The sequence below is a fragment of the Sphingobium sp. BHU LFT2 genome (assembly GCF_018604485.1).
Taxonomy (GTDB): Bacteria; Pseudomonadota; Alphaproteobacteria; order Sphingomonadales; family Sphingomonadaceae; genus Sphingobium; species Sphingobium yanoikuyae_A.
The window spans coordinates 346,914-371,321 of record NZ_JAFCGW010000003.1 but is presented as its reverse complement, the minus strand read 5'-3'; the positions used below and the strand labels follow the sequence as shown (position 1 = coordinate 371,321).

The 24,408-nt window shown below is 65.3% G+C and carries 19 protein-coding genes; 15 read left to right on the top strand and 4 right to left on the bottom strand.

What is annotated here, in order from left to right; all coding sequences use genetic code 11:
* Nucleotides 1–123: 123 nt before the first annotated feature.
* The 10 genes from JQK15_RS09045 (at nucleotide 124) to JQK15_RS09000 (ending at nucleotide 10,566) form a co-directional block, all read left to right on the top strand.
* The gene (locus tag JQK15_RS09045) at nucleotides 124–1,425 is read left to right on the top strand and encodes an OmpP1/FadL family transporter (protein ID WP_214865022.1); all 1,302 of its coding nucleotides are present in this window, start codon (nucleotides 124–126) and stop codon (nucleotides 1,423–1,425) included.
* A gap of 51 nt (nucleotides 1,426–1,476) precedes the next feature.
* Nucleotides 1,477–2,622 (top strand): flavodoxin-dependent (E)-4-hydroxy-3-methylbut-2-enyl-diphosphate synthase, encoded by a 1,146-nt coding sequence (ispG, locus tag JQK15_RS09040; RefSeq protein ID WP_004209214.1) that lies wholly within the window; start codon nucleotides 1,477–1,479, stop codon nucleotides 2,620–2,622.
* A gap of 5 nt (nucleotides 2,623–2,627) precedes the next feature.
* Nucleotides 2,628–2,969: a hypothetical protein gene (locus JQK15_RS27655; protein WP_214865020.1), complete on the top strand. Its 342-nt coding sequence runs from the start codon at nucleotides 2,628–2,630 to the stop codon at nucleotides 2,967–2,969.
* A complete protein-coding gene (locus tag JQK15_RS09030) occupies nucleotides 2,944–3,873 on the top strand; it encodes a DMT family transporter (RefSeq protein WP_251007662.1) in 930 nt (309 codons plus the stop codon). The genes JQK15_RS27655 and JQK15_RS09030 overlap by 26 nt, the downstream gene beginning before the upstream one ends.
* Nucleotides 3,870–4,361, top strand: coding sequence for a GNAT family N-acetyltransferase (locus JQK15_RS09025; RefSeq protein ID WP_214865018.1), 492 nt, complete (start codon nucleotides 3,870–3,872; stop codon nucleotides 4,359–4,361). Before JQK15_RS09030 ends, JQK15_RS09025 begins: the two co-directional genes overlap by 4 nt.
* A 231-nt stretch (nucleotides 4,362–4,592) precedes the next feature.
* Nucleotides 4,593–6,917 (top strand): FtsK/SpoIIIE family DNA translocase, encoded by a 2,325-nt coding sequence (locus JQK15_RS09020; RefSeq protein ID WP_037519264.1) that lies wholly within the window; start codon nucleotides 4,593–4,595, stop codon nucleotides 6,915–6,917.
* 407 nt (nucleotides 6,918–7,324) lie between these two features.
* Nucleotides 7,325–7,963 (top strand): LolA family protein, encoded by a 639-nt coding sequence (locus tag JQK15_RS09015; RefSeq protein WP_004209221.1) that lies wholly within the window; start codon nucleotides 7,325–7,327, stop codon nucleotides 7,961–7,963.
* Between the two features lie 247 nt (nucleotides 7,964–8,210).
* Nucleotides 8,211–9,008, top strand: a complete 798-nt coding sequence (xth, locus tag JQK15_RS09010; protein ID WP_097384944.1) for an exodeoxyribonuclease III — start codon at nucleotides 8,211–8,213, stop codon at nucleotides 9,006–9,008.
* Nucleotides 9,008–10,069 carry a GTP cyclohydrolase II gene (ribA, locus tag JQK15_RS09005; protein WP_214865016.1) on the top strand — a complete coding sequence of 354 codons (1,062 nt, stop codon included), beginning with the start codon at nucleotides 9,008–9,010 and terminating at the stop codon, nucleotides 10,067–10,069. The genes xth and ribA overlap by 1 nt, the downstream gene beginning before the upstream one ends.
* Nucleotides 10,066–10,566, top strand: a complete 501-nt coding sequence (locus JQK15_RS09000) for a L,D-transpeptidase family protein (protein ID WP_214865014.1) — start codon at nucleotides 10,066–10,068, stop codon at nucleotides 10,564–10,566. Before ribA ends, JQK15_RS09000 begins: the two co-directional genes overlap by 4 nt.
* A 23-nt stretch (nucleotides 10,567–10,589) precedes the next feature.
* On the opposite strand, the gene JQK15_RS08995 is transcribed toward JQK15_RS09000, so the two are convergent.
* Both JQK15_RS08995 and mutS read right to left on the bottom strand, forming a co-directional pair.
* Nucleotides 10,590–13,352 (bottom strand): [protein-PII] uridylyltransferase, encoded by a 2,763-nt coding sequence (locus tag JQK15_RS08995; protein ID WP_037490690.1) that lies wholly within the window; start codon nucleotides 13,350–13,352, stop codon nucleotides 10,590–10,592.
* A 9-nt stretch (nucleotides 13,353–13,361) separates the two neighbouring features.
* Complete coding sequence (mutS, locus tag JQK15_RS08990; RefSeq protein WP_214865012.1) at nucleotides 13,362–16,004, bottom strand: DNA mismatch repair protein MutS; 2,643 nt, start codon at nucleotides 16,002–16,004, stop codon at nucleotides 13,362–13,364.
* Between the two features lie 137 nt (nucleotides 16,005–16,141).
* Between mutS and JQK15_RS08985 the strand changes: the two genes are divergently transcribed.
* The 4 genes from JQK15_RS08985 (at nucleotide 16,142) to JQK15_RS08970 (ending at nucleotide 21,345) form a co-directional block, all read left to right on the top strand.
* Nucleotides 16,142–18,403 carry an NADP-dependent malic enzyme gene (locus JQK15_RS08985; RefSeq protein ID WP_037509024.1) on the top strand — a complete coding sequence of 754 codons (2,262 nt, stop codon included), beginning with the start codon at nucleotides 16,142–16,144 and terminating at the stop codon, nucleotides 18,401–18,403.
* Between the two features lie 101 nt (nucleotides 18,404–18,504).
* Nucleotides 18,505–19,002, top strand: a complete 498-nt coding sequence (locus tag JQK15_RS08980) for a flavin reductase family protein (RefSeq protein WP_037509026.1) — start codon at nucleotides 18,505–18,507, stop codon at nucleotides 19,000–19,002.
* 157 nt (nucleotides 19,003–19,159) lie between these two features.
* The gene (locus JQK15_RS08975) at nucleotides 19,160–20,140 is read left to right on the top strand and encodes a polysaccharide deacetylase family protein (RefSeq protein ID WP_214865010.1); all 981 of its coding nucleotides are present in this window, start codon (nucleotides 19,160–19,162) and stop codon (nucleotides 20,138–20,140) included.
* Nucleotides 20,137–21,345: a carboxylate--amine ligase gene (locus tag JQK15_RS08970; protein ID WP_214865008.1), complete on the top strand. Its 1,209-nt coding sequence runs from the start codon at nucleotides 20,137–20,139 to the stop codon at nucleotides 21,343–21,345. The genes JQK15_RS08975 and JQK15_RS08970 overlap by 4 nt, the downstream gene beginning before the upstream one ends.
* Here JQK15_RS08970 and JQK15_RS08965 read toward each other — a convergent pair.
* Complete coding sequence (locus tag JQK15_RS08965) at nucleotides 21,314–21,865, bottom strand: arsenate reductase/protein-tyrosine-phosphatase family protein (RefSeq protein WP_214865006.1); 552 nt, start codon at nucleotides 21,863–21,865, stop codon at nucleotides 21,314–21,316. The genes JQK15_RS08970 and JQK15_RS08965 overlap by 32 nt on opposite strands.
* 91 nt (nucleotides 21,866–21,956) lie before the next feature.
* Here JQK15_RS08965 and JQK15_RS08960 point away from each other — a divergent pair, with 91 nt between their 5' ends.
* A complete protein-coding gene (locus tag JQK15_RS08960) occupies nucleotides 21,957–22,991 on the top strand; it encodes a LacI family DNA-binding transcriptional regulator (protein ID WP_010335809.1) in 1,035 nt (344 codons plus the stop codon).
* A 4-nt stretch (nucleotides 22,992–22,995) separates the two neighbouring features.
* Here the strand turns inward: JQK15_RS08960 and uxaC are convergent, their stop codons facing one another.
* A complete protein-coding gene (gene uxaC / locus JQK15_RS08955) occupies nucleotides 22,996–24,405 on the bottom strand; it encodes a glucuronate isomerase (RefSeq protein ID WP_214865004.1) in 1,410 nt (469 codons plus the stop codon).
* Between the last annotated feature and the right edge of the window lie 3 nt (nucleotides 24,406–24,408).

Genomic DNA, 24,408 nt, shown 5'->3' with positions numbered 1-24,408 from the left:
ATCCGTCATTGGCGCCTGTAGAAATCGTCGGGATAGCTGTTATGCGCATGGTTCCATAAGTCGCATGAGGCGTTTAAGCGCCCGCACCAAATGGCCAAATGAGTTTTTAGCAGAGGAAACGCCATGTCCCTTCGCCGTCGCATTCTTCCCACCATCCTGCTGACCGGCGCGATCGTCGCACCGATGCCGGCGCTGGCTGGTGGCTTCTATCTTCAGGAACAGTCGCCGGTGGAAACCGGCCGCGCCATGGCTGGCGGCGCCGCTGCAGGCGACGATCCCTCGACCATCTATTTCAACCCTGCCGCCATGACCCAGCTGTCGGGCGTCCAGGTTTCGGCCGGCGTCAACGCCCTGATGGCTTCCGCCCACCAGACCAACCGTGGCAGCTATCGCTCGGTCCCCGGTTCGACCGCCCGCGTGCCGGTGACCGGCAATGACGGTGGCCAGCCGTTCGAAAGCGTCATTCCGGTCCCCAATTTCTACGCCTCGGCGCAGGTCACCGACCGGCTTTGGCTGGGCCTGGGCGTCAACGCGCCCTTCGGCCTGAAGCTGGAATATGATGACGGTTTCTTCGGTCGCTATGACTCGATCTACACCGACCTCAAGACCTACAACATCCAGCCTTCGGCCGCGTTCAAGCTGAACGACAATTTCTCGATCGGCGGTGGCGTCGACGTGCAATATGTGAAGGCGAACCTGACCAACGCGCTGCCGCAGGTGTCGCCGCTGGCCACCACCGACGGCTTCACCAAGCTGAAGGGCGACGACTGGACCGTCGGCTGGAACGCCGGCCTGTTCTACACCAACGGCACCACCAATGTCGGCGTCCACTATCGGTCGGGCATCAACCACAAGCTCAAGGGCACCCAGACCATTTCCGGCCTGGTGACGCCGCTCAGCGCCGCCAATGGCGAATTCGATGCCTCGGCACCGCTGGACCTGCCCGATATCGTCACCGTGTCCTTCATGCACAAGCTGACGCCGAACCTGCGCGCGATGATCACCGGCAAATGGTATGGCTGGTCCAGCTTCAAGGGGATCGAGGTCACCTCGGCCACCGGCACCACCAACAAGGAACTGGATTACAAGGACAGCTACAGCGTCAGCCTGGGCGGCGAATATGATTTCAGCCCCGCCTTCACGCTGCGCGCGGGCACCATGTTCGACCGTTCGCCGACCAATCCGCAGCATCTGACCACCCGCGTGCCCGATGGCGACCGCGTGTGGCTGACGGGCGGCGCAACCTGGAATATCTCGCCGGCCTTCGCGCTGAACGTCGCCTACGCCCATACCTGGGTGGAAAAGGCGAACATCATCCGCCCGGACAGCTATTTCCCGTCGCCGGCCACCGTCACCGCCACGACCCTGGCACAGACCAGCGGCAATGCGGACCAGGTTGCCGCATCGCTGACCGCGCGCTTCTAAAAAGCTGCGTTAATGCTTATAGGGGGCTCCAGCGATCTGGAGCCCCTTTTCATGTCCGAACATAATCCCGGCCTGCGCCCCTGGCGCGACATCGCCCGACGGCAGTCGCGGCAGATCATGGTCGGCAACGTCCCCGTGGGCGGCGGCGCGCCGGTCACGGTGCAGACCATGACCAACACGCTGACTCATGACGTCAAGGCGACGATCGACCAGATTCGTCGCTGCGAGGATGCCGGCGTCGACATCATCCGCGTGTCCTGCCCCGACGAGGAATCGACTGCGGCGCTGAAACAGATCGTCCGCGCCGCGCGCGTGCCGATCGTCGCGGACATCCATTTTCACTATAAGCGTGCGCTGGAAGCGGCCGATGCCGGTGCTGCCTGCTTGCGCATCAATCCGGGCAATATCGGTTCGGCCGCGCGGGTGAAGGAAGTGGTGGACGCCGCCAAGGCCAATAATTGCTCGATCCGCATCGGCGTCAACGCCGGCAGCCTGGAGCGCGACCTGCTCGAAAAATATGGCGAGCCCTGCCCAGAAGCGCTGGTCGAAAGCGCGCTCGACCATATCAAGCTGCTGCAGGACCAGGATTTCCACGAATATAAGGTCGCGGTGAAGGCGAGCGATGTGTTCCTGGCGGTCGCGGCCTATATGCAACTGGCCGACGCGGTCGATTGCCCGCTGCATCTGGGCATCACCGAAGCCGGCGGCCTGATCGGCGGCACGGTCAAGAGCGCGATCGGTATCGGTAACCTGCTCTGGGCCGGCATCGGCGATACGATCCGTGTCTCGCTCTCGGCCGAGCCGGAAGAGGAAGTGCGGGTCGGCTATGAGATGCTGAAGACGCTCGGCATCCGCACCCGCGGCGTCAAGGTCATCTCCTGCCCCAGCTGCGCGCGGCAGGGATTCGATGTGATCCGCACCGTCCAGGCGCTGGAGGAACGGCTGCAGCATATCAACACGCCGCTCTCGCTCTCGGTGCTGGGCTGCGTCGTCAACGGTCCGGGCGAAGCGCGCGAGACCGATATCGGCCTGACCGGCGGCGGCAATGGCAAGCATATGGTCTATTTGTCAGGCGTCACCGATCACACGATCCAGGATGCCGACATGGTCGACCATATCGTCAGGCTGGTCGAGGCCAAGGCGGCCGAGATCGAGGCAGCGGCGAGCGACGCGGGACAGGTCCAGGCGGCGGAATAAGCTGCATGCGTTTGGCTGTCCTGCTTCTGCTTACGCTTCTGCTGGCTTGCAGTGATGCGAAGGCAGAACAGGTTTTGCGTGTGCAATTGAGCGCAGGCAAACCGGAGGCTCAGTCCTGCACGGCGAGGATCGGCGATCAGTCCTTCGATATATCGGACCCTGCCTTGGAAACTACCCTCAAGCCTTTTGCAGAGCGGCATATGAATGTGCATCTCATTGGGGTGACCGATGTGCCTTATCGCTGTGTGGGTAGTCTCATCTACTTAATGCAGCGCATAGGCTTTCCCAAGATCGGCTTCATTTCTGAGGCTCCGCCGGCTGATGAAAATGCGGAATCCCGACATTAGCCAATCCGTTCCCCCAAAGGGTGTCGCCATCCCCTTCCTCATCTGCTGCCTTGGCGTCGCGCTCTTTTCGGTGATGGATGCGGCGATGAAGGGGCTCAGCCTCTCGATCGGCCTTTATAACGCGCTGCTCTGGCGTGCGATCACCGGCAGCCTGCTCGGGCTGGTCCTGATGCTCGCCACCCGCCAGCGCTGGCCCAACCGTTCTGTGCTGCGCCTGCATCTGCTGCGCGGCGTGGTGGTCGCGCTGATGGCCAGCTTCTTCTTCTGGGCGATCATGCGCCTGCCACTGGCCGAAGCCATTGCCCTCTCCTTCATCGCCCCGCTGATCGCGCTCTATCTTGCGGCGCTGCTGCTCAAGGAACGGATCGGGCGGCAGGCGATCGGTGCCTCGCTGCTTGGTCTGGTCGGGGTGGGCGTGATCCTGTCGGGGCGGATGCGCGGTGACTATGATGGCGACGCGCTGATGGGGGCGGGCGCGGTGCTGCTTTCGGCGATACTGTTCGCCTGGAACCTGATCCTCCAGCGCCAGCAGGCCCAGCTTGCCTCGCCGATAGAGGTCGCCTTCTTCCAGCATCTGGTCATGCTGGGCGTGTTCGCGATCGGTGCGCCGGCCTGGGCGATCGTGCCGACCGGAGCGGCGGTGCCGCTGGTGCTGCTGGCCGCCATGCTGGCCTTCACTTCTCTCGCGGCGCTCGCCTGGGCCTATGCGCGTGCGGAAGCCCAGCGGCTGATCCCGGTCGAATATACCGCCTTCGTCTGGGCCGCGATCTTCGGCTGGCTGGCCTTTGGCGAGCAACTGACGCTCACCACCCTTGCCGGTGCCTTGTTGATCGTCGCCGGCTGCCTTATCGCCGCGCGCACGAAACGGGCGGATATCGCCCATGTGGAAGCGGGAGCGGCATGAGCAAGGTCATCATCAGGGACGCGCAATCAACGGATATCGATACCATCGCGAATTTCATCCTGGCGCTCGCCGACTATGAGAAGCTGGCCCATGAAGTGAAGGCCGACCGCGAGACGCTGGCCCGATATCTGTTCGGACCCCGGCCGATGGCGGAGGTGCTGATCGCCGAGCATGATGGCGCGCCGATCGGCTTTGCCCTCTTCTTCCACAATTTCTCGACCTTCGAGGGGCGTCCGGGCCTCTATCTGGAGGATCTGTTTGTCCTGCCCGAAGCGCGGGGGCTCGGCGCCGGCAAGGCGTTGCTTGCGCGTCTCGCCCGATTGGCGATCGCGCGCGACTGCGCCCGGCTCGAATGGTCGGTGCTCGACTGGAATGCACCGGCCATCGCCTTCTACCGGGCGCTCGGCGCGCGGCCGATGGACGAATGGACCGTGCAGCGCGTCGATGGCGATGCGCTCAGCGCCCTCGCATCGCATCCTGCAGGCTGACGCCCAGCAGCACGATCGCAAAGCTGCTCAGGGCAATCACGACAAAGGCGGGATAGAAAGAGGCGAACATGACGACATCTCCTTTCGCCGCCCATTTTGCGCCTGCGCCCCAGGCGCGCGACATACGCAATGTTGCGGATGGGGCGGGACGAGCCGAGGGGCCGCAGGCTTGACGAGGACTCCTGGCTCGGCGCATTGTGCCGGAACGGAACATTTGGGGGACATTTGACCATGGCTGTCAGCCGCGGAGCCAAGCGCGCGCCGGAATGGCGCGAAATGCTCAAGCGCAGCATCGTGCGCAGCGGCGCGCTGATCGGGGCGATCTCGCTGTTTCTGGCGACCCTGTTCCTGGCGCTGGCGCTGCTGAGCTATCAGCCCAGCGACCCGTCGATGAACACGGTGGCGGGCGATCATGTCGCCAATATCATGCGCGCGCCCGGCGCCATGGTGGCCGACATGCTGCTGCTGCTGTTCGGCGTGCCGATCGCGCTGCTGCTGCCGCTGATGGGGATTACCGCCCGTCGCCTGTGGGGCGATCATGAGATGATCGGGTGGAAAGCGCAGTTCGGCAAATGCCTGGTCGGCATCATCCTGATCGGCATCGCGCTGGCCCTGTTCCAGCCCGATCCGCTGGTCGGCCTGCCTTCGGGCTGGGGCGGCATGATCGGCCTTGTCACCGCCAAGGGGGTGATGAGCCTGACCGCCCAGGCACCGGCCGCGCAGGGCTGGATTATCGGCATATTGGTGGTCGTGGCCATGCTGGCCGGCCTGTTCGTCTGGTATCGCAGCCTGGCGCTGGAAAAGCCGATCTTCACCATCCGCCGTCCGACCCTGCCCCGGCTCAGCCTGCCGCGCCCCTCGCTCGCCTTTGCGGGACAGGGAGGAGCGGTCGATCTGGACGAGGATGATGACGGTCCGGTCGAACGGGTGATCGCGCCGCGCAAGCAGGTGTCGAACGAGCCCAAGCCGCCGATTACCATCCAGGCGCCCAAGCCCGCCCCGGTGCAGCGCTCGACCGCGCCGGTGTCGCAGGATGATCTGTTCGGCCACAGCTCGCTGCCGTCGGCCGACCTGCTCAACCCCATCCCCGCCAATCAGGGCCAGAAGATCGACAAGGCGGCGCTGGAACGCAACGCCCGCCTGCTGGAGAGCGTTCTCGACGACTTCCATGTGAAGGGCAATATCGTCGAGGTTCGCCCCGGTCCCGTCGTCACCATGTATGAGCTGGAGCCGGCACCGGGCATCAAGGCGAGCCGCGTGATCGCGCTGGCCGACGATATCGCCCGCAACATGTCGGCGCTGTCGGCGCGCGTCGCCACCATTCCCGGCCGCACCGTCATCGGCATCGAGCTGCCCAACACCAATCGTGAGGGCGTGTCCTTCCGTGAACTGATCACCAGCGAACAGTTCGGTGCGGAAGCGACCCTGCCGATCATCCTGGGCAAGAATATTTCGGGTGAGCCGATCATCGCCGATCTGGCGCCGATGCCGCATTTGCTGATCGCGGGTACGACCGGTTCGGGTAAGTCGGTCGGGCTCAACGCCATGATCCTGTCGCTGCTCTACCGCATGACGCCGGACCAGCTGCGCCTGATCATGATCGATCCCAAGATGCTGGAACTGTCGACCTATGACGACATCCCGCATCTGCTCGCCCCGGTCGTGACCGAACCGAGCAAGGCGATCCGCGCGCTCAAATGGGCGGTCGAGCAGATGGAGGATCGCTATCGCATGATGGCGTCGATCTCTGTCCGCAACCTCGCCAATTACAACGAGAAGGTTCGCGCCGCGAAGGCCAAGGGCAAGCCGCTCGGCCGCCGTGTCCAGACCGGCTATGATCCCGAGAGCGGCAAGCCGATCTATGAGGAGGAGCAGCTCGATTTCCAGCCGCTGCCGCAGATCGTGGTGGTGGTCGACGAGCTGGCCGACCTGATGATGACGGCGGGCAAGGAAGTCGAATTCCTGATCCAGCGTCTGGCGCAGAAGGCGCGTGCTGCCGGCATCCACCTGATCCTCGCGACCCAGCGTCCCTCGGTCGACGTCATCACCGGCGTCATCAAGGCGAACCTGCCGACCCGCATCAGCTTCTTCGTGACCAGCAAGATCGACAGCCGCACCATCCTGGGCGAACAGGGTGCCGAACAGCTGCTGGGCAAGGGCGACATGCTCTACATGCATGGCGGCAAGGGCCTGATGCGCGTTCATGGTCCCTTCGTTTCGGACGATGAAGTGCGCGTGGTCGCCGACCATTGGCGCGCGCAGGGTTCGCCCGATTATATCCAGGCGGTCACGGAAGAGCCGGAGGAAGGCAGCTTCGCGCTCGACGGCGTGGACCTGGGCGATGACAGCCCGGACGCGCAGCTGTTCCGCAAGGCCTGCCAACTGGTGTTCGAGAATCAGAAGGCCTCGACCAGCTGGCTGCAGCGCCAGCTGCGAGTCGGCTACAACAGCGCCGCACGTCTGATCGAACGGATGGAGGAAGAAGGGCTGGTCGGTCCGCCCAACCATGTCGGCCGCCGCGAAGTGCTGCGTGACGAGAATGGTAATCCGCTCTGACGCTACGAAATGCCTGTTTTCCTTGAGCGATTGCGTTCCGTGCAACCATGCTTGCTGCCTTCGCATTTGTCGTGACAGGGGCTTTGGGACATTAGGAACAGGCCTTTCAGGCATCCTCTCCTAAAAACTTTTCAGGCTGATCTTCGGATCAGCCTTTTTTTTGTCCGCGAATCGGTCTAGGCAGGCGTCGCTGCTGCCGCGCCGATAAACATAATTGGAGCGGTGCCGCCGGTAAGACCGGCATGGCGAGGCGGGAGCACGGGGGATCGAGCCAGCCATTTCACGGCCGCTCTCCCCCGTCTGGTCTTTCCGATCGATCCTTTCCCTGCGATGGAACAGCAAGGTTCACAGCGGGTTCAAGCCCCACCCCCTATGCCCCCTTTTCCGAACAACCCGGAGATGATTGCATGAAGCGCATCCTCGCGCCTGTCGCCCTGTCCCTCGCCACCGCACTGGTTGCGGTGCCGGCGGGCTATGCCCTTGCCCAGCAGGCGGCACCGTCCGACCTCAATCAGGTCAATGCCTATATCCGCGCCGTCACTACCCTGACCGCCGATTTCAGCCAGACCGACCGCAATGGACAGGTGCTGACCGGCAAGCTGACCCTGAAACAGCCGGGCAAGATCCGTTTCCAATATGAAAAGGGCGTGCCGCTGCTGATCGTGGGCGATGGCAAGGCGCTGACCCTGATCGACTATGAAGTGCGCCAGGTGCAGCGCTGGCCGATCGGCAATTCGCCGCTGGCCGCGCTGATCGACCCGACCAAGGATCTGTCGAAATTCGGCACCGTCGTGCCCACCGGCGACCCGACCGTGCTGAGTGTGCAGGCGAAAGACCCCAAGCGGCCCGAATTCGGCACCATCACCATGATCTTCAAGCGCAAGCCTGCGTCGCCGGCCGGGCTGGAGCTGTATGGCTGGGTCGCGCTCGACGCACAGAACAACCGGACGGCGGTGCGCCTGTCGAACCAGCAATATGGCGTGCCGGTCGCCGATTCCGCCTTCCGCTGGACCGATCCGCGTCCGCGCGGCCGTCCCAACGGCTAGGGCGGGCCGCAGGAACGATGGGCTGAAAACTTTCTGCCATCGTTCATCTGTCGCTCATATCCGATCGCCTAGATAGAGATCACGGCGAGAGACGCAGACCGGGATTTCCCCCCTGTTACCCGGCACACCGCTCCCGTCGCAAAGCGCTTCAAGGGCGCGATCGAGACCCCCGTTCCACGCCCCCGGAGCGGGGGTCTTACTTTGTCCGGCGCTTGCGCACGGGCGCGCGGCACCCTAGGTGCTTTTCATGGCCGATACCCTTTCGATTGCATCCTGGAACATCAACAGCGTCCGCGCCCGGATCGACATCGTCGAACGCTTCCTGACCGAAGAAGCGCCCGACATTCTCTGCCTGCAGGAAACCAAGGTGGTGAACGAGATTTTCCCCACCGACATGTTCAGGCGGCTGGGCTATGTCCATCAGGTGCTGAACGGCCAGCGCATGCATCATGGCGTTGCGATCATGAGCAAGGTGCCGATCCATGAGGATGACCGGTTCGACTGGCAGGCCAATGGCGAAGCGCGCCATGTCGGCATCCGCCTCGACAATGGCGTGCGGATCGAGAATGTCTATGTCCCTGCCGGCGGCGATGTCGCCGACCGCACGGTCAATCCCAAATTCGGCCAGAAGCTCGACTTTATCGAGCGGATGATCGAGTGGTCCGGCGCGCTCGACAACAAGCCGACCATCCTGACCGGCGACTTCAACATCGCGCCGCTGGAATGTGACGTCTGGAGCCACAAGCAGCTACTCGACGTGGTCAGCCATACGCCGGTCGAATGCGAACTGCTAGGCCGGTTGCAGGCGTCGAACGACTGGGTCGATATCGGCCGCCATTTTCACCCTGCCCCGGCGCGTCTCTACACCTGGTGGAGCTATCGCGCGAAGGATTGGGCGGCGTCGGATCGCGGCCGTCGCCTCGACCATATGTGGATGACCAAGGATGTCGCCGACAAGGCGGTCGCCCACCGTGTCGTCGAACCCGCGCGCAGCTGGGAAAAGCCGTCCGACCATATCCCGATCATCACCGAGTTCGCCTTCTGATGAACGGGCGGGATGCTGCCCGCGCCATCGATGCGCTGCGTCGTGGCTGGGCGATCCGCCTGACCGCGCCCGACGGCGCGATCCGGCTGATGGCGATCGAGGGCGCGGATGCGGTGACGCTGGCCGATTTCGATCCGCAGGGGCAGGCCGATATCCTGATTTCCGCTGCCCGCGCCGAGACGCTGAAGCTCGCCAACCAGCTGGCGGCGGCCGATCCCGATCTGCCGGTACTGATCGAGCGGGCGCCGTGGATCGACGCGGATGTCGCGACGTCGATTTCCGATCCGGTGCTGGACCTCGCCTCGCCGCTCAAGGGGCCGTTCCGTGCGCGCGCGCTGCCGGCGCCACAGGCGGCCAAGGCCGCCCTGCGCCTGGCCCGGCTGGCCGGTATCCTGCCCGCCTATTTCCTCGCCGAAGGCGACGGCCTGGTCGAGGCGGAAGTCAGCGCCGATGATGTCGGCGATTATGACGATGCCATTCACCTCGCCATCGCCACCCGTGCCCGCCTGCCGGTATCGGCCAGCGAGAGCGCGGAGATCATCGCCTTCCGCAGCCCCGACGAGCCGCGCGAACATGTCGCGCTGGTGGTCGGCAAGCGCGATGCATCGCCGCCGGTCATCCGCATCCACAGCGAATGCCTGACCGGTGACGTGTTCGGCAGCCTGAAATGCGATTGCGGCCCGCAATTGCATCAGGCGCTGCACCAGATCGCCGACGCCCAATGGGGCGTGCTGCTCTATCTGCGTCAGGAAGGGCGCGGCATCGGTCTCGTCAACAAGCTGCGCGCCTATGCGTTGCAGGATCAGGGCTTCGATACGGTCGACGCCAATGTGCGGCTGGGCTTCGCGATCGACGCACGCGACTTCTCGGTCGCGGCGCGGATGCTCGATCTGCTCGGCATTGGCGGCGTGCGCTTGCTCACCAATAATCCGCAGAAGGTTGCCGGGTTGCAGGCGGCCGGGATCGAGGTGGTCGAGCGGTTGCCGATCATCCTGCCGGCCAATCCGCATAATGAACGCTATCTCGCCACCAAGCGCGACCGGACCGGCCACCAGCTATGAGCGTCATCCATGTCGATGTCGCCGCCGGGCGACTGCGCTTCGGCGATCTCGACATGGCCTGCACCATTGGCCGCAGCGGCGCCTGTGCGGCCGCCGACAAGCGCGAAGGCGATGGTTGCACCCCCTTGGGCAATTGGCCGATCCGTGCGGTGCTGCTGCGCCCCGGCAAGGTCTCCGCCACCGGCATCGCCCTGCCCTGGCGATGGACCCATGCGGGGGATGGCTGGTCGGACGATCCGGCCGATCCCGCCTATAACCGTCCCGTGCGCTTGCCCCGGCCCTTCTCGACCGAAAGCTTGCAGCGTAGCGACGACGCCTATGACGTGATCGTCATCCTGGGCCATAATGACGCGCCGCCAGTGCCGGGCATAGGCAGCGCCATCTTCTTCCATCTGTCCGAAGGACGCCCGACCGCCGGCTGTGTCGCTGTGGACCGCGACGACATGCTGCGCCTGTTACCGTTGCTGTCACCCGGTGACGTCATGACCATTGCCTGAGAATTTAGGCGCCTGAGTAGCGATCAGGCGCGCTCCAGTGCCTCGCCCACTTCGCCGCCGGCCGCCTCCAGCAGCCGCCGTTCCAGCGTCTGCAACCGGGCCTTGCTCTCGATCTTCCCGCCCAAGAGGTCGGTGACGTAGAAGGTGTCGACCGCGCGCTCACCATAGGTGGCGACATGGGCGCTGTGGACCGTCACTTTCGACTGGAACAGCGCATTGGCCAGGCTGAACAGCAGCGCCGGGCGGTCGCGGGCATTGACCTCGATCACGGTGAAGCGGTTCGACGCCTTGTTGTCGATCAGCACATTGGGCTCGATGCGGAAGGCTTCGGCGCGGGTGCGGGGTAGCGGGCGCGCTTCCAGCTTGGTGATCATGCGGTGGCGGTTCGACAGGGAGTCCTCGATCGCAGCCTTGATCCGCGCCAGCTGCTCGGGACTGTGGAAGGCGCCGCCCAGCGGATCCTGCACCAGGAAATTGTCGATCGCGACGCCATCGCGGGTCGTATGGATGCGCGCGTCGATGATGTTGCCGCCGGCCAGGTGGATGGCGCCGGCAATGCGGTAGAACAGGCCCGGATGGTCGGTCGCATAGACAGTGACCAGCGTGGCACCACGTTGTGGATAATATTGCGCGGCGATCGACAGCGAGGAGTCGCCCGCTTCCAATATGTGCCGCGCATTATGGACCAGGATATCGTCCGGTTCGGCGATCCAGTAGCTTTCGGGCATGCGGCCGCTGAAGGCGGCGAAGGTCGCCTCATCCATGCCCAGCGCCTGGCGCAGCGCCTCCTGCTTGGCGGCGACCCGCTCGCTGCGGCCCTTCTGCTTGTGGCCCAGGCGCAGCACTTCCTCGGCCGCGTCATACAGGTCGCCCAGCAACTGCCGCTTCCAGCTGTTCCAGACGCCCGGCCCCACCGCGCGGATATCGACCACGGTCAGGCATAGCAGCAGGCGCAGTCGCTCGGGGCTCTGCACCACTTCGACGAAATCGAGGATCGTCTTGTAGTCGGCTAGGTCGCGCTTGAAGGCGGTGGCCGACATCAGCAGGTGATAACGCACCAGCCAGGCGACGGTCTCGGTCTCGGCGGCGGTCAGGCCCAGGCGCGGGCAGAGATGCTCCGCCACTTCCGCGCCCAATATGCTGTGGTCGCCGCCGCGCCCCTTGGCGATGTCATGCAGCAGCACCGCGACATAGAGCACCCGGCGCGACAATATCTTGCCCATCAGCTCGGTCGCCAGCGGATGATCGGTCGCCAGTTCGCCCTTCTCGATCCGGGCCAGCAGGCCGACGGCGCGGATGGTATGCTCGTCCACCGTATAATGATGGTACATGTCGAACTGCATCTGCGCCACGACGCGGCGGAAATCGGGGATGAACCGGCCGAACACGGTGGACTCGTTCATCCAGCGCAGCACCGTTTCCGGGTCGCGCGGGCTAGTCAGCACATCCATGAAGGCGGCATTGGCGCGTGCGTCCTTGCGCACCTTGGCGGTGATCAGGCCGGCGTCGCGGCTGGCCGCGCGCATCGCGCTCGGATGAATCTGCAGCCCATGCCTGTCGGCCACGGCGAAAATCTCGACCAGGCGAACCGGATCGGCCTGGAAGAAATCGTCGCTCGGCAGCGCCAGCCGCCCGCGATCCAGCACGAAACCGTCCAGCTTCTTGGGCCGGCGAAAGATCGACGGAATATAGCGGCGTCCGCGCTCGGCCAGCTGGTCGTCCAGATGCGCCAGGAACACCGCGGTCAGGTCGCCGACCGCCTTTGCATTGAGGAAATAATAGCGCATGAAGCGCTCGACCCCGGATCGTCCGGCCCGCGCGGTGAAGTGCATGCGCGTCGCGGTTTCCAGCTGCAGGTCGAAGGTCAGCCTGTCCTCGGCCCGCCCCGTGATCATGTGCAGATGGCACCGCACCGCCCACAGGAAATCCTCGGCCTTCTGGAACTGGCGCAGCTCGCTCTGCGTCAACAGGCCGACATCGACCAGTTCGGCGACCGATTTCACCCGGTTCACATATTTGCCGATCCAGAACAGCGTGTGCAGGTCGCGCAGGCCGCCCTTGCCTTCCTTGACATTGGGCTCGACGACATAGCGGCTGTCGCCCATGCGGCGGTGGCGCTCGTCGCGTTCCTCCAGCTTCTCGGTGACGAAGGTGCGGGCGGTGCCCTGCATGATCTCGCTGTCGAAGCGGACAGCCACTTCCTCGTAAAGCGCCCGGTCGCCCCACACATAGCGCGCTTCCAGCAGGGCGGTGCGCACGGTGAGGTCGGCCTTGGCCATCCGCATCGTCTCATCGATCGAACGGCTGCTATGGCCGACCTTCAGCCCCAGATCCCACAGCGAATAGAGCATGGATTCGATGATCTGCTCGGTCCAGCCGGTCGGCTTCCAGGGAGTGATGAAGCCGATGTCGACATCGCTGTGCGGCGCCATCTCGCCCCGGCCATAGCCGCCCACGGCGATCAGCACGATCCGCTCGCCGGTGCTGCGGTTGCCGGCGGGATAAAGATGATGGGTGGTCGCGTCGTAGAGCAGCCGCAAGATCTGGTCGATCAGGAAGGCGAAGGCCGTCACCGCCTCGCGCCCGCGCGTCGGTTTCGCCTCCAGCCGGCGCGCGACATCCTCGCGGCCATGTTCCAGGGCGGCCTTGAGTTCCTTGACGATCAGCCCGCGCAGCTTGATCGGATCGCCCCGGTGCTCCTGCGCCAGGGCGTTGATGCTGTCGGAAATCGCGCGCCGGTCAATGATCGCGCGGCGCGACCCCAGGCTGGGGAACTGCATGACCATGGCTCTCGTCTACTCGTGGTGACTGGCGGCGGCCAGTTGTTTCAAACGATATATGTGATCGAGTGCCTCACGCGGGGACAGGGCGTCGGCATCGATGCCATCCAGTGCGTCGCGCAGCGGATCGACCACCTCTTCGACCTGCGTCGCGACGCTGGCGAACAGCGGCAGGTCGTCCAGCCCTGCGGCAATGCCGCCGGTCTTCGCCTTGCCTGCCTCCAGCCGGCCCAGCACATCCTTGGCGCGCTTGAGCACCAGGGGCGGCAAGCCGGCCAGCCGCGCCACCGCCAGGCCATAGCTGCGATCGGCCGGCCCTTCGGCCAGTTCGTGCAGCAGCACCAGGTCGCCCTTCCATTCGCGCGCCCGCACATGGTGCAGCGACAGCGCGTCGAGCGTTTCAGACAGGCGTGTCAGTTCATGATAATGGGTGGCGAACAGGCAGCGGCAACGGTTGACCTCATGCACCGCCTCGACCACCGCCCAGGCGAGCGCAAGGCCGTCATAGGTGGATGTGCCGCGCCCGACCTCGTCCAGGATGACGAAGCTATGCTCGGTCGCCTGCGCCAGGATCGCCGCGGTCTCGACCATCTCGACCATGAAGGTCGACCGGCCGCGCGCCAGATTGTCGGAGGCGCCGACGCGGCTGAACAGCCGGTCGACCAGGGTCAGCGTCGCCGATTCCGCCGGTACGAAGGCGCCGGCCTGGGCCAGGATGACGATCAGCGCATTCTGCCGCAGGAAGGTCGACTTACCGCCCATATTGGGGCCGGTGACCAGCCATAGCCGGTCGGTTGCGACCAGTCGGCAATCATTGGCGACAAAAGGCTGGCCCTGCGCACGCAGTGCATCCTCGACCACCGGATGGCGCCCGCCGACAATGTCGAGGCAGGGGCCGACCCCGTCCTCAACCACGAAATGGGGCCTTTGCCAGCCGCCTTCGGCCGCCCGTTCGGCCAGCGCGGCGGCGACGTCCAGCCGTGCGAGCGCATCGGCGGCACGGGCGATGTCGGCCTTGCGGTCCAGCACCGCCTCGATCAGCGTTTCGAGATGGGCGGCCTCCGCCACCAGCGCATGGGCGCCAGCCTGCGCCACCCGTCCGGCCTGTTCGTGCAGGTCGATCGAGTTGAAGCGCACCACCCCGGCCAGCGTCTGGCGATGGGTGAAGCCGCTTTCGGGCTGCATCAGCTGGTCGGCGGCGCGGGCCGGCACCTCGACATGATAGCCCAGCACGCCATTATGGCGGATCTTGAGCGCGCTGATCCCCGTCTGCTCGCGATATTGCGCCTCCAGCGCGGCGATCGCGCGGCGGCCGTCGCCAGCCAGGCGGCGCAGCTCATCCAACGCGGGATCGAAGCCGTCGGCGATATAGCCGCCATTATTGGTTTCGGTCGGCGGGCTGGGCACTAGCGCGCGCGCCAGCGCATCGACCAGCGCGCCATGCCCGTCGAGCGCCGGCAGCAATTGCGTCAGCAACAGCGGCTGATCGGCCAGCCGGCCCAGCCGCTCGCGCAGCAAGCGCGCCTCGCCCAGGCCGTCGCGCAATTGGCCCAGATCGCGCGGGCTGCCCCGCCCCACGGCGACACGGCCCAGCGCGCGGCCGATGTCGGGCAGTGCGCGCAGTGCTGCCCGCAACTGACTGCGCAGCGTCGCGTCATCATGGAACAGCTGGACTAGGCCCAGCCGGGCGTCGATCAGCGGCGCATCCATCAGCGGCGCCGACAGATCCTGTGCCAGCAGCCGGGCGCCGGCCCCGGTGACGGTCCGGTCGACCGCGCCCAGCAGGCTGCCCGCGCGGGTGCCGCCGGTGGTCGCGACGATTTCCAGGCTCTCGCGCGTCGCCGCGTCGATGGCGACATGGGCGCCGCTGGTCTTGCGGAGCGGCGGCGCCAGGAAGGGCATCGTGCCCTTCCCCGCATGGTCGAGATAGGAAATCAGCCCGCCCATCGCGGCCAGTTCGGCACGACTGAACTGGCCAAAGCCATCTAGCGTCGCGACCGCGAACAGGCGCTTGAGCGCCTCTTCGGCACGGGCGCTGGAAAAGGCCGCCTTGTCGAACGGATGGCTGTTGGCGACCTCCAGCGTCGAACCTTCGGCGATCACCACTTCGCTCGGCCGCAACCGGGCGAGTTCGGCGGGCAGGTCGCCCGCCCGCACCGTCATCGTCTCGAACCGGCCGGTCGAAATGTCGGCGGCGGCCAGCCCCAGCTCGCCTTCGCCGCCCGTCTGGGCGAGCGCCACCAGCATATTGTCGCGCCGGCTGTCGAGCAGGGTTTCCTCGGTCAGCGTGCCGGCGGTGACATAGCGGACGATGGCGCGTGCCACGAGCGCCTTGCCGCCCCGTGCCTTGGCCTCGGCCGGCGTCTCGGTCTGCTCGGCGATGGCGACGCGATGGCCGCCCTTGATCAGCCGGGCGAGATAGGATTCGGCGCTATGCACCGGCACGCCGCACATCGGGATCGGCTGCCCGGCATGTTCGCCACGGCTGGTGAGCGCGATGTCGAGCGTCGCGGCCGCCATCTTGGCGTCATCGAAGAAGAGTTCGAAGAAATCGCCCATGCGGTAGAAGAGCAGGCAATCCTGCGCCTCTGCCTTGAGGGTGAAATATTGTGCCATCATGGGGGTAGGCTGGGTGGTGGTGGAGGTCGAATTGGCCATGGGGCAAGCGGATAGCCTGATCGCTCCGCTGAAACCAGAGCTTCGCCAAAGGGCAGGAAAATTGCGCTTCTCGCACTTGCCCACAAGATAATCTTGCCGCTAGGGCGGCGCTATTGTTCCATTATGTGGGTATCGCGATGACCGAAAAGTCAAATGTGGAATTTTCCGAGCGCGAGGCGCTGTTCTTCCACGCGACCGGCCGCCCCGGCAAGATCGAGATCATTGCCTCCAAGCCGATGGCGACGCAGCGCGATCTCTCGCTCGCTTATTCGCCTGGCGTCGCGGTGCCGGTGCGCGCGATCGCCGAAGATCCGGCGACCGCCTATGATTACACCGCCAAGGGCAATCTGGTCGCGGTCATCTCCAACGGCACGGCCATCCTGGGCCTTGGCAATCTCGGCGCGCTGGCATCCAAGCCGGTGATGGAGGGCAAGGCCGTCCTCTTCAAGCGCTTCGCCGATGTCGATTCCATCGACATCGAGCTGAAGACCGAGGATGTCGATCGCTTCATCGACGCGGTCGAACTGATGGAGCCGAGCTTCGGCGGCATCAATTTGGAAGACATCAAGGCGCCCGAATGCTTCGTCATCGAAACGACGCTCAAGGAGCGGATGAACATTCCGGTCTTCCATGACGACCAGCATGGCACCGCGATCATCGCGGCGGCGGGCGTCATCAATGCCGCGCTGCTGACCGGTCGCGACATGAAGGACATGAAGGTGGTGGTGAACGGCGCGGGTGCCGCCTCCATTTCCTGCACCGAGCTGATCAAGGCGCTGGGCGTCCCCAATGAAAACGTCATCATGTGCGACAGCAAGGGCGTCATCTACCAGGGCCGCACCGAGGGCATGAACCAGTGGAAGTCGGCCCATGCGGTCAAGACCGACGCGCGCACCCTCACCGAAGCGGTCAAGGGTGCCGACGTGTTCCTCGGCCTTTCGGTCGCCGGCGCCATGTCGCAGGATATGGTGAAGTCGATGGCGGCCAATCCGATCATCTTCGCCATGGCCAATCCCGACCCGGAAATCCTGCCGCCCGACGCCCATGCCGTGCGTCCCGACGCGATCGTCGCCACCGGGCGCTCAGACTTCCCCAACCAGGTCAACAATGTCCTGGGCTTCCCCTTCATCTTCCGCGGCGCGCTCGACGTGCGGGCGACCGGCATCAATGAGGCGATGAAGCTGGCCGCCGCCAAGGCGATCGCCGACCTGGCGCGCGAACAGGTGCCCGAGGAAGTGGCCAAGGCCTATGGCCGTTCGCACAGCTTCGGCCCCGACTATATCATCCCCGCGCCGTTCGATCCGCGTCTGATGGAGGTGGTGCCGGCCGCCGTCGCCCAGGCGGCGATGGATACCGGCGTCGCACAGAAGCCGATCGCGGACATGGCCGCCTATCGCGACTCGCTCAAGGCGCGGCTCAATCCGACCACCTCTGTTCTCACCAGCGCCTATGAACTCGCCAAGGCCAATCCCAAGCGGGTTGTCTTTGCCGAGGCGGAAGAGGAAGTGGTGCTGCGCGCCGCGATCCAGTTCCGCGAACTGGGCTATGGCATTCCCGTTCTGGTCGGTCGCGATCATGTGCGCGACAAGCTCAAGGAACTGGGCGTCCAGGATCCCGACAGCTTCGAACTGCACAACAGCGTCAATTCGCCGCTGGTGCCCGAGATGGTCGACCTTCTCTACGCCCGGTTGCAGCGGCGCGGCTATCTGCGTCGCGACTGCGAGCGGATGGTCAATCGCGACCGCAACATCTTCGGATCGCTGCTGGTGAAGATGGGCGTGGCCGATGCGATGATCAGCGGCGTCACCCGGCCCTATGGCCAGACCCTGCGCGAGGTGAAGCGGGTGATGGATCCGGCGGCCGGCCGTACCCCCTTCGGCATCCATGTCATGGTGACCAAGGACAAGACCGTCTTCCTGGCCGACACCACCGTGCATGAACGGCCGTCTGCGTCCGAACTGGCCGACATTGCCGAGGGCACGGTCGCGGTCGCGCGGCGCATGGGCCATGATCCGCGCGTCGCCTTCCTCTCCTATTCCAATTTCGGCAATCCGCCCGGCGCCTTCCTCGACAATGTGCGCGATGCGGTGAAGCTGCTCGACCAGCGCGACGTCGATTTCGAATATGAAGGCGAAATGACACCGGATGCGGCGCTCAATCCGACCGTGATGAAGAATTATCCGTTCAGCCGCCTGTCCGGCCCAGCCAATGTGCTGGTCATGCCGGGGCTGCAGTCGGCCAACATCTCGGCCAAGCTGCTGCGCGAACTGGGCGGCACGTCGATGATCGGTCCGGTGCTGGTCGGCATGGAAAAGTCGGTGCAGATTGCGACCATGTCGTCCAACGCGTCCGAACTGCTGACGCTGGCCGTGCTGGCCGCGGGCGGCATCGCACTCTGATGATCGTGGCGGGGCACCAGCCCCGCCCCTATCCGCTACGACCGGTTGGTTTCTGACCGGTTTCGCTTGCCTTGCGCCATCGTCTGCTGGAAGACCATGGCATGAACAGCGCAACCATGATCGACAGTGCCACCTTCCGCCGCGTCCTGGGCCATTATCCGACCGGCGTGTGTGTCGTCACCGCGTCGGGCGAGGATGGCGCCCCGGTCGGCATGGTGGTCGGCTCCTTCACCTCGGTGTCGCTCGATCCGCCGCTGGTCGCCTTCTTCCCCGCCAAAAGCTCGGGCAGCTGGCCGCGCATCCAGCAGATCGGCCGCTTCTGCGTCAATGTCCTCGCCAGCGATCAGCAGCCGCTCTGCCGCCAGCTGGCTGCACCTGGCCCCGACAAGTTCGCCGGCGTGTCGCACCGCGTATCCGACAATGGATCGCCCATCATCGACAATGTCGTCGCCTGGATCGATTGCAGCCTGCATGCCGTGCATGAGGCCGGCGATCATTATATCGTGCTGGGTGAGGTGGTTGCGCTGGAAGTGGAACGGCCCGACCGGCCATTGCTGTTCTTCCAGGGCAATTATGGCGAATTTTCCCTGCTCGCATGAGGAACAGGCGGCGCGACACCGTCTGATTGGACAAGAGGGCAAGAAAAAAGGGGTAAAGCTCGTTAAAAGGCCGTAATGATCCATACATGGGTCAGAAACATCACGGCTCCTTAACGTCTGCCGTCTATCATCGTCCCCATTCCGGATCGGACTGATCATGACTGCGCTGCTCATCACCATCGACACCGAATTGTCCGCCGCGCTGCACCAGCGCGGCGTCGGTCTTGAGCAGAATCTGCGCCAGTCGATCTGGGGCGATACGGCGGCTGGTGCTTTCGGCATCGGCTGGCAGATGGACCTGATGGACCGCCATGGCCTCAAGGGCGTCTTCTTCCTCGATCCCCTGCCGGCGCTGATCCACGGTCCCGCCTTTCTCCAGCCCATCGTCGCGGCCATCGTCGGGCGTGGGCATGAAGTGCAACTCCATCTGCACAGCGAATGGCTGGCCTGGGTCAAAGATTCGCCAGTTGAAGGGCGACAGGGCCGCAATATCGGCGATTTCAGCCTGGCCGACCAGATCACCCTGCTTGGCCTTGGTCGCGACCTGCTGGAACAGGCGGGTGCCCCGCGGATCAGCGCGTTCCGGGCCGGCAATTTCGGCGCCAATGACGATACGCTGCGGGCGCTGGCGGCGATCGGCATCGGCTGGGACAGCAGCGTCAATCCGGCCTATCTCGGCCAGGGATGCGGCATCAGCATGGATGCCGGCCAGATCGGCGCGGTTCGCGCCCAAGGGCTGGTCGAACTGCCCGTGTCTGGGATTGCTGACCGCCCCGGCCATTTCCGCCCGGCACAGATCTGCGCCATGTCGGCCGCCGAAATGCGCGCCGGCATGCGTCACGCCGCGCAGGAAGGTCATGATGCCTTCGTCATCGTCACCCATAGTTTCGAAATGCTCTCGCGCGATCGGATGCGCCCGAACCGCACGGTGATGCGCCGCTTCGAGCAATTATGCCGGACTGTCGGCGCGACGCCGGGCATGCGTCCTGCTGGCTTCCATGATCTGTCGCCCGCGCTCGCCGATGCCCCCGCGCGCACGCTGACCCGCGTGCCGCCCAACCGGCTGCGCACCGGCCTGCGCATCGCGCAACAGGCCTGGGCGACATGGCGCTACGAACATCGGCTGGTGCCTGCGTGAGCCGCCTGCCCTGCGCGATCGTCATCGGCCTGGAAAATGCGATCAGCCTGACCATCGTCCGGGAACTCGGCCGCCATGGCGTGCCGGTCCATGGCGTCGGGCCGGCAACCGGCATCGCGGCGGCATCGCGCTATTGCACGGACAGCACCGATCGGCCGTCAGGCCCGGCGGCCGATTGGCTGCCCGGCCTGATCGCCCGGACAGGCGCGCGCGCCGTCTTCGCCATTTCGGAGACTGATCTGCTCGATCTGGCGCTGCTGCCGCCGATGATCGGCGATTGCCATATATTGGTCCCGCGCGCCGAAGCGCTCAACCAGGTTATCGACAAGCGCCGCACCCTGGCGGTCGCGTCGGTGCAGGGCCTGATGATACCGCAAACCTGGCAGCCGATGGCGGGCGACGACTTCCAGGCCCATGCCGCATCCATGCCCTATCCGCTGGTCGCCAAATGGGCCAATCCGCCAGCGGTTATGCCGCTGCTCGAGCGGGCGGGGCTGGAATGGATCAAGGCGGAATATGTGCGGACGCCGGATGCGTTGCAGGCGCTGCTTGCCCGCTATCGTCCGGTCGGTATCTGGCCGATGATCCAGCAATATTGCGGCGGTGTTGGCCTGGGGCAGATGCTGTTCATGGCCGATGCTGATGCGACGCTGCATTTCCAGCATCGCCGCCTGCACGAATGGCCGCCCGAAGGGGGCGTATCGACCCTGTGCCGTGCCGAACCGCGCGATCGCCATGGGCAACAGATGGCATTGTCCGAACAATTGCTGCGCGCGCTCGGCTGGCAGGGGCCGGCCATGGTCGAATATCGCTATGATGCAGCCAGCGGTCATTACTGGCTGATGGAGGTGAATGGTCGTTTCTGGGGCAGCCTGCCGCTGGCCGGCCATTGCCATGCCCATTTCGCCTGGGAAGCCTATCGCCGGGCGGTGCTGGGTGAAACGGATGCGGCGCCCCTGCCCCGTGATACCCTGCGCGCCCGCTACATGGTGCCGGAAACCAAGCGCCTGCTGCGATTGCTGATGGGCGGAAAGATCGCCGATCCCTTCTTCCGGGCCAGCCCATGGCGCGACCTTGCCACCTATCTGCTGGGCTTCCTCGACCCGCGCATGCGCTATTATGTCTTCAGCTTCAGCGATCCCCGGCCGCTGCTGCGCGATCTGGGGCAGATCGTCAGGAAGGCGTTGCGCCGGGATAAGTCCTGATCAGCGCCGTCACCGCCTGCTCGATCCGCTGCAGGCAATAGGCCATGTAGCGATCGTCCAGGCCATAGGGATCGTGCAGATGCGGCATCATCGGCTGTGTCCATGTGCCAAGCAACTGACGTGGTAGGTGCGACAGGCGCGGATCGGCAGCCAGCCGATGCAGTTGCCGCACTTCCATCGCCAGCAGCAGGTCGCCCGGCTGCGGCTGATAATCCGTCCTGTCGAGCGCCTTGTGGGCAGACAGGTCATGGCCCAGGGCCTGCGCCGCCGCGATTGCCGGATCATGGGCCGGTCGTCCGGTGGTGGTCGACAGGCCGAAGGAGGCCGTGCGGGCGCCGGCCTTGCCGGCCACCACATCGGCAAAAGCGCTGCGACAGATATTGCCCTGGCAGACGAAGACCAGCCGACGCACCTCGGCCGGGTCTGGACGCAGCGTGGCCGATTGCCCCAGCGCGAGCTGCGGATAGGACAGGGCCAGGCGCACCAGACCGCGAAATGTGCCGAACCGCGCGTTGATCATGCGACGGTGCCGATGGGGAGCAGGGAATCCATTGAAAGGGCCTTAGCCCAAACAGGTTGCGATTTCCCTCCCCCTGTGGCTAGCCGCAAAGATGCGATCAACAAAGGACAGTCCGCAGGGAAGCGATTCCACCATTGCCGATGTCGCCGCTGCGGTGGGCGTCTCGATCCGAACGGTATCACGGGTTCTCAACCAGTCGCCCAAGGTCAATGCGGAAACCCGCGAGCGCGTCCAGAAGGCGATTGCAGCGCTCAACTTCCGTCCTTCCATGCGCGCCCGCGCCTTCGCCATGGGCCGCTCCTTCCTGATCGGCATGGTCCATAATGACCGCAATGCGCTGGTGCTCGACGCCGTGCAGCGCGGCATAGTCGGCGAAGCGGGCCGGCGCGGCTATGAACTGGTGGTCCATCCCACGCCGATGGATGCCGCCGCCTCGGTCGAGGATGTGCTGCAATTCGTCCGTCGCTCGCGCACTGACGGTCTGGTGGTGCTGCCGCCGGTATCGGGCATTGCCGGCCTGCCCGAAGCGCTGGCGCGCGAGCATATCCCCGCCGTTGCCCTGTCGGCCCTGCCGATCACCGGCTATGCCGATGTGATCCTGTCGCCCGAGCGCGAGGCGGCCGCACAGGTGGCGCACTATCTGCTGGAACTTGGCCATCGCCGCATCGCGATGGTCGGCGGCCCGGCCAACGCCATTTCCGCGCAGGAGCGCCGGGCTGGCTTTGTCGAGGCGCTGGCCGCCGCCGGTGTCACTTTGCTGGACGAGGCGGAGGGCGATTATGGCTTCCAGTCGGGCCTTGCCGCCGCCGAGCGCTTCCTGTCGCTGCCGACCACGCCCACGGCGATCTTCGCGGCCAATGACGTCATGGCTGCCGGCGTCCTCAAATGCGCCGGAATCAAGGGCATTGCCGTTCCGCAGTCGCTGTCCGTCGTCGGCTTCGACGGCAGCCTGTTGTCGCATGTCGTGTCGCCGGCGCTCACCACCATCTGGCGCCCCTTTGGCGACATGGCGCGGATCGCGACCCAGCAGCTGATCGACCGGATCGAGGGGCAGGCCGTGACCGCCGAACTGCCCCCGCCGCTGCGCCTGGTGGAGGCGGAATCGAGCGGTCCCGCCCCCGCCTGACCGATCAGAGCCGATAAGCGCGGCGCACCAGGCCCACGGTCAGTTCCTGCGCCAGCTCGGCCGCTTCCCAGTCGGCCAGCCGATGTTCGGCGACCAGCCGCGCCAGGAAGGCGCAGTCGATGCGGCGGGCGACATCATGTCGCGCCGGAATCGACAGGAAGGCGCGGGTGTCGTCGTTGAACCCGACCGTATTGTAGAATCCGGCGGTCTCCGTCGTCATCTCGCGGAAGCGGCGCATCCCTTCCGGGCTGTCATGGAACCACCAGGCCGGGCCCAGCCGCAGGCACGGATAATGGCCGGCCAGCGGCGCCAGTTCGCGGGCATAGGTGGTCTCGTCCAGGGTGAAGAGGATGATGGTCAGGTTGGCGTCGTTGCCGACCACGTCCAGCATCGGCTTCAGGGCACCGACATAGTCGGTGCGCATCGGGATGTCGGCGCCCTTGTCGCGACCATGGCTGTGGAACAGCGCGGCATTATGGTTGCGGCAGGAACCGGGATGGATCTGCATCACCATGCCGTCCGCCTGGCTCATCTTGGCCATTTCTGTCAGCATCTGGGCGCGGAACAGTTCGGCATCGTCGGCATCAGCCGTGCCGCCGACGATCTTCGCGAACAGCGCCTCGCATTCTACGGTCGACAGGTTGGCGGTGCGCGGCGTCGCAAAGCCATGGTCGGTCGCGGTCGCACCCATGGCGCGGAAATCGGCGCGCCGCTTGGCGTGGGCCGCCAGATAGCCCTGCCAGCTTTCGACATCCTCGCCGGTCATGTTGCCGAAGCGGACCAGCGCGTCGCGAAATTCCTCATGCTCGGGGTCGATCACCGAATCCGGGCGATAGGTGGTGACCACCCGTCCCTGCCAACCGGATTCCCGGATCGCCTGATGATGGCGCAGATCGTCGTCCGCCCCTTCGGTCGTCGCCAGCAATTCGATGTTGAACCGCTCGAACAGCGCGCGCGGGCGGAAGGCGTCGGTGGCGAGCGCCGCGTTGATCGCATCATAGACCTGGTCGGCGCTCTGCGTGTCCAGCGCCATGTCCAGCCCGAACACTTCGGCAAAGACATGGTCCAGCCACATGCTCGACGGGGTGCCCCGGAACAGGTGATAATGGCTGGCGAACAGGCGCCATGCCGCGCGCGGATCGGTATCGGGCAGGCCGCCGCGATGCGGCACGCCCAGATCGTCCAGCGCGAAGCCCTGCGAATAGAGCATGCGGAACAGATAATGGTCGGGCGCCAGCAGCAGTTCGGTCGCGTTGGACCAGGGGGCATTGGTGGCGAACCAGGCCGGGTCGGTATGGCCATGCGGGCTGATGATCGGCAGGTTGGCGACCTCGGCATAGAGCGCGCGGGCGATCGAACGGGTCGTGGGATCGGCGGGGAACAGGCGGTCGGGCGACAGGGTAAGCGGATGCATGGC

What these genes read in the sequence shown, in the direction of transcription:
- JQK15_RS08995 (WP_037490690.1), bottom strand. Translation starts at nt 13,352, where the DNA reads ATGGTCATGCAGTTCCCCAGCCTGGGGTCGCGCCGCGCGATCATTGAC.
- JQK15_RS27655 (WP_214865020.1), top strand. Translation starts at nt 2,628, where the DNA reads ATGCGTTTGGCTGTCCTGCTTCTGCTTACGCTTCTGCTGGCTTGCAGT.
- JQK15_RS09025 (WP_214865018.1), top strand. Translation starts at nt 3,870, where the DNA reads ATGAGCAAGGTCATCATCAGGGACGCGCAATCAACGGATATCGATACC.
- JQK15_RS09015 (WP_004209221.1), top strand. Translation starts at nt 7,325, where the DNA reads ATGAAGCGCATCCTCGCGCCTGTCGCCCTGTCCCTCGCCACCGCACTG.
- JQK15_RS09020 (WP_037519264.1), top strand. Translation starts at nt 4,593, where the DNA reads ATGGCTGTCAGCCGCGGAGCCAAGCGCGCGCCGGAATGGCGCGAAATG.
- JQK15_RS08985 (WP_037509024.1), top strand. Translation starts at nt 16,142, where the DNA reads ATGACCGAAAAGTCAAATGTGGAATTTTCCGAGCGCGAGGCGCTGTTC.
- JQK15_RS08980 (WP_037509026.1), top strand. Translation starts at nt 18,505, where the DNA reads ATGAACAGCGCAACCATGATCGACAGTGCCACCTTCCGCCGCGTCCTG.
- JQK15_RS09045 (WP_214865022.1), top strand. Translation starts at nt 124, where the DNA reads ATGTCCCTTCGCCGTCGCATTCTTCCCACCATCCTGCTGACCGGCGCG.
- ispG (WP_004209214.1), top strand. Translation starts at nt 1,477, where the DNA reads ATGTCCGAACATAATCCCGGCCTGCGCCCCTGGCGCGACATCGCCCGA.
- uxaC (WP_214865004.1), bottom strand. Translation starts at nt 24,405, where the DNA reads ATGCATCCGCTTACCCTGTCGCCCGACCGCCTGTTCCCCGCCGATCCC.
- ribA (WP_214865016.1), top strand. Translation starts at nt 9,008, where the DNA reads ATGAACGGGCGGGATGCTGCCCGCGCCATCGATGCGCTGCGTCGTGGC.
- JQK15_RS08965 (WP_214865006.1), bottom strand. Translation starts at nt 21,865, where the DNA reads ATGATCAACGCGCGGTTCGGCACATTTCGCGGTCTGGTGCGCCTGGCC.
- JQK15_RS09030 (WP_251007662.1), top strand. Translation starts at nt 2,944, where the DNA reads ATGAAAATGCGGAATCCCGACATTAGCCAATCCGTTCCCCCAAAGGGT.
- xth (WP_097384944.1), top strand. Translation starts at nt 8,211, where the DNA reads ATGGCCGATACCCTTTCGATTGCATCCTGGAACATCAACAGCGTCCGC.
- mutS (WP_214865012.1), bottom strand. Translation starts at nt 16,004, where the DNA reads ATGGCCAATTCGACCTCCACCACCACCCAGCCTACCCCCATGATGGCA.
- JQK15_RS08960 (WP_010335809.1), top strand. Translation starts at nt 21,957, where the DNA reads ATGCGATCAACAAAGGACAGTCCGCAGGGAAGCGATTCCACCATTGCC.
- JQK15_RS08975 (WP_214865010.1), top strand. Translation starts at nt 19,160, where the DNA reads ATGACTGCGCTGCTCATCACCATCGACACCGAATTGTCCGCCGCGCTG.
- JQK15_RS09000 (WP_214865014.1), top strand. Translation starts at nt 10,066, where the DNA reads ATGAGCGTCATCCATGTCGATGTCGCCGCCGGGCGACTGCGCTTCGGC.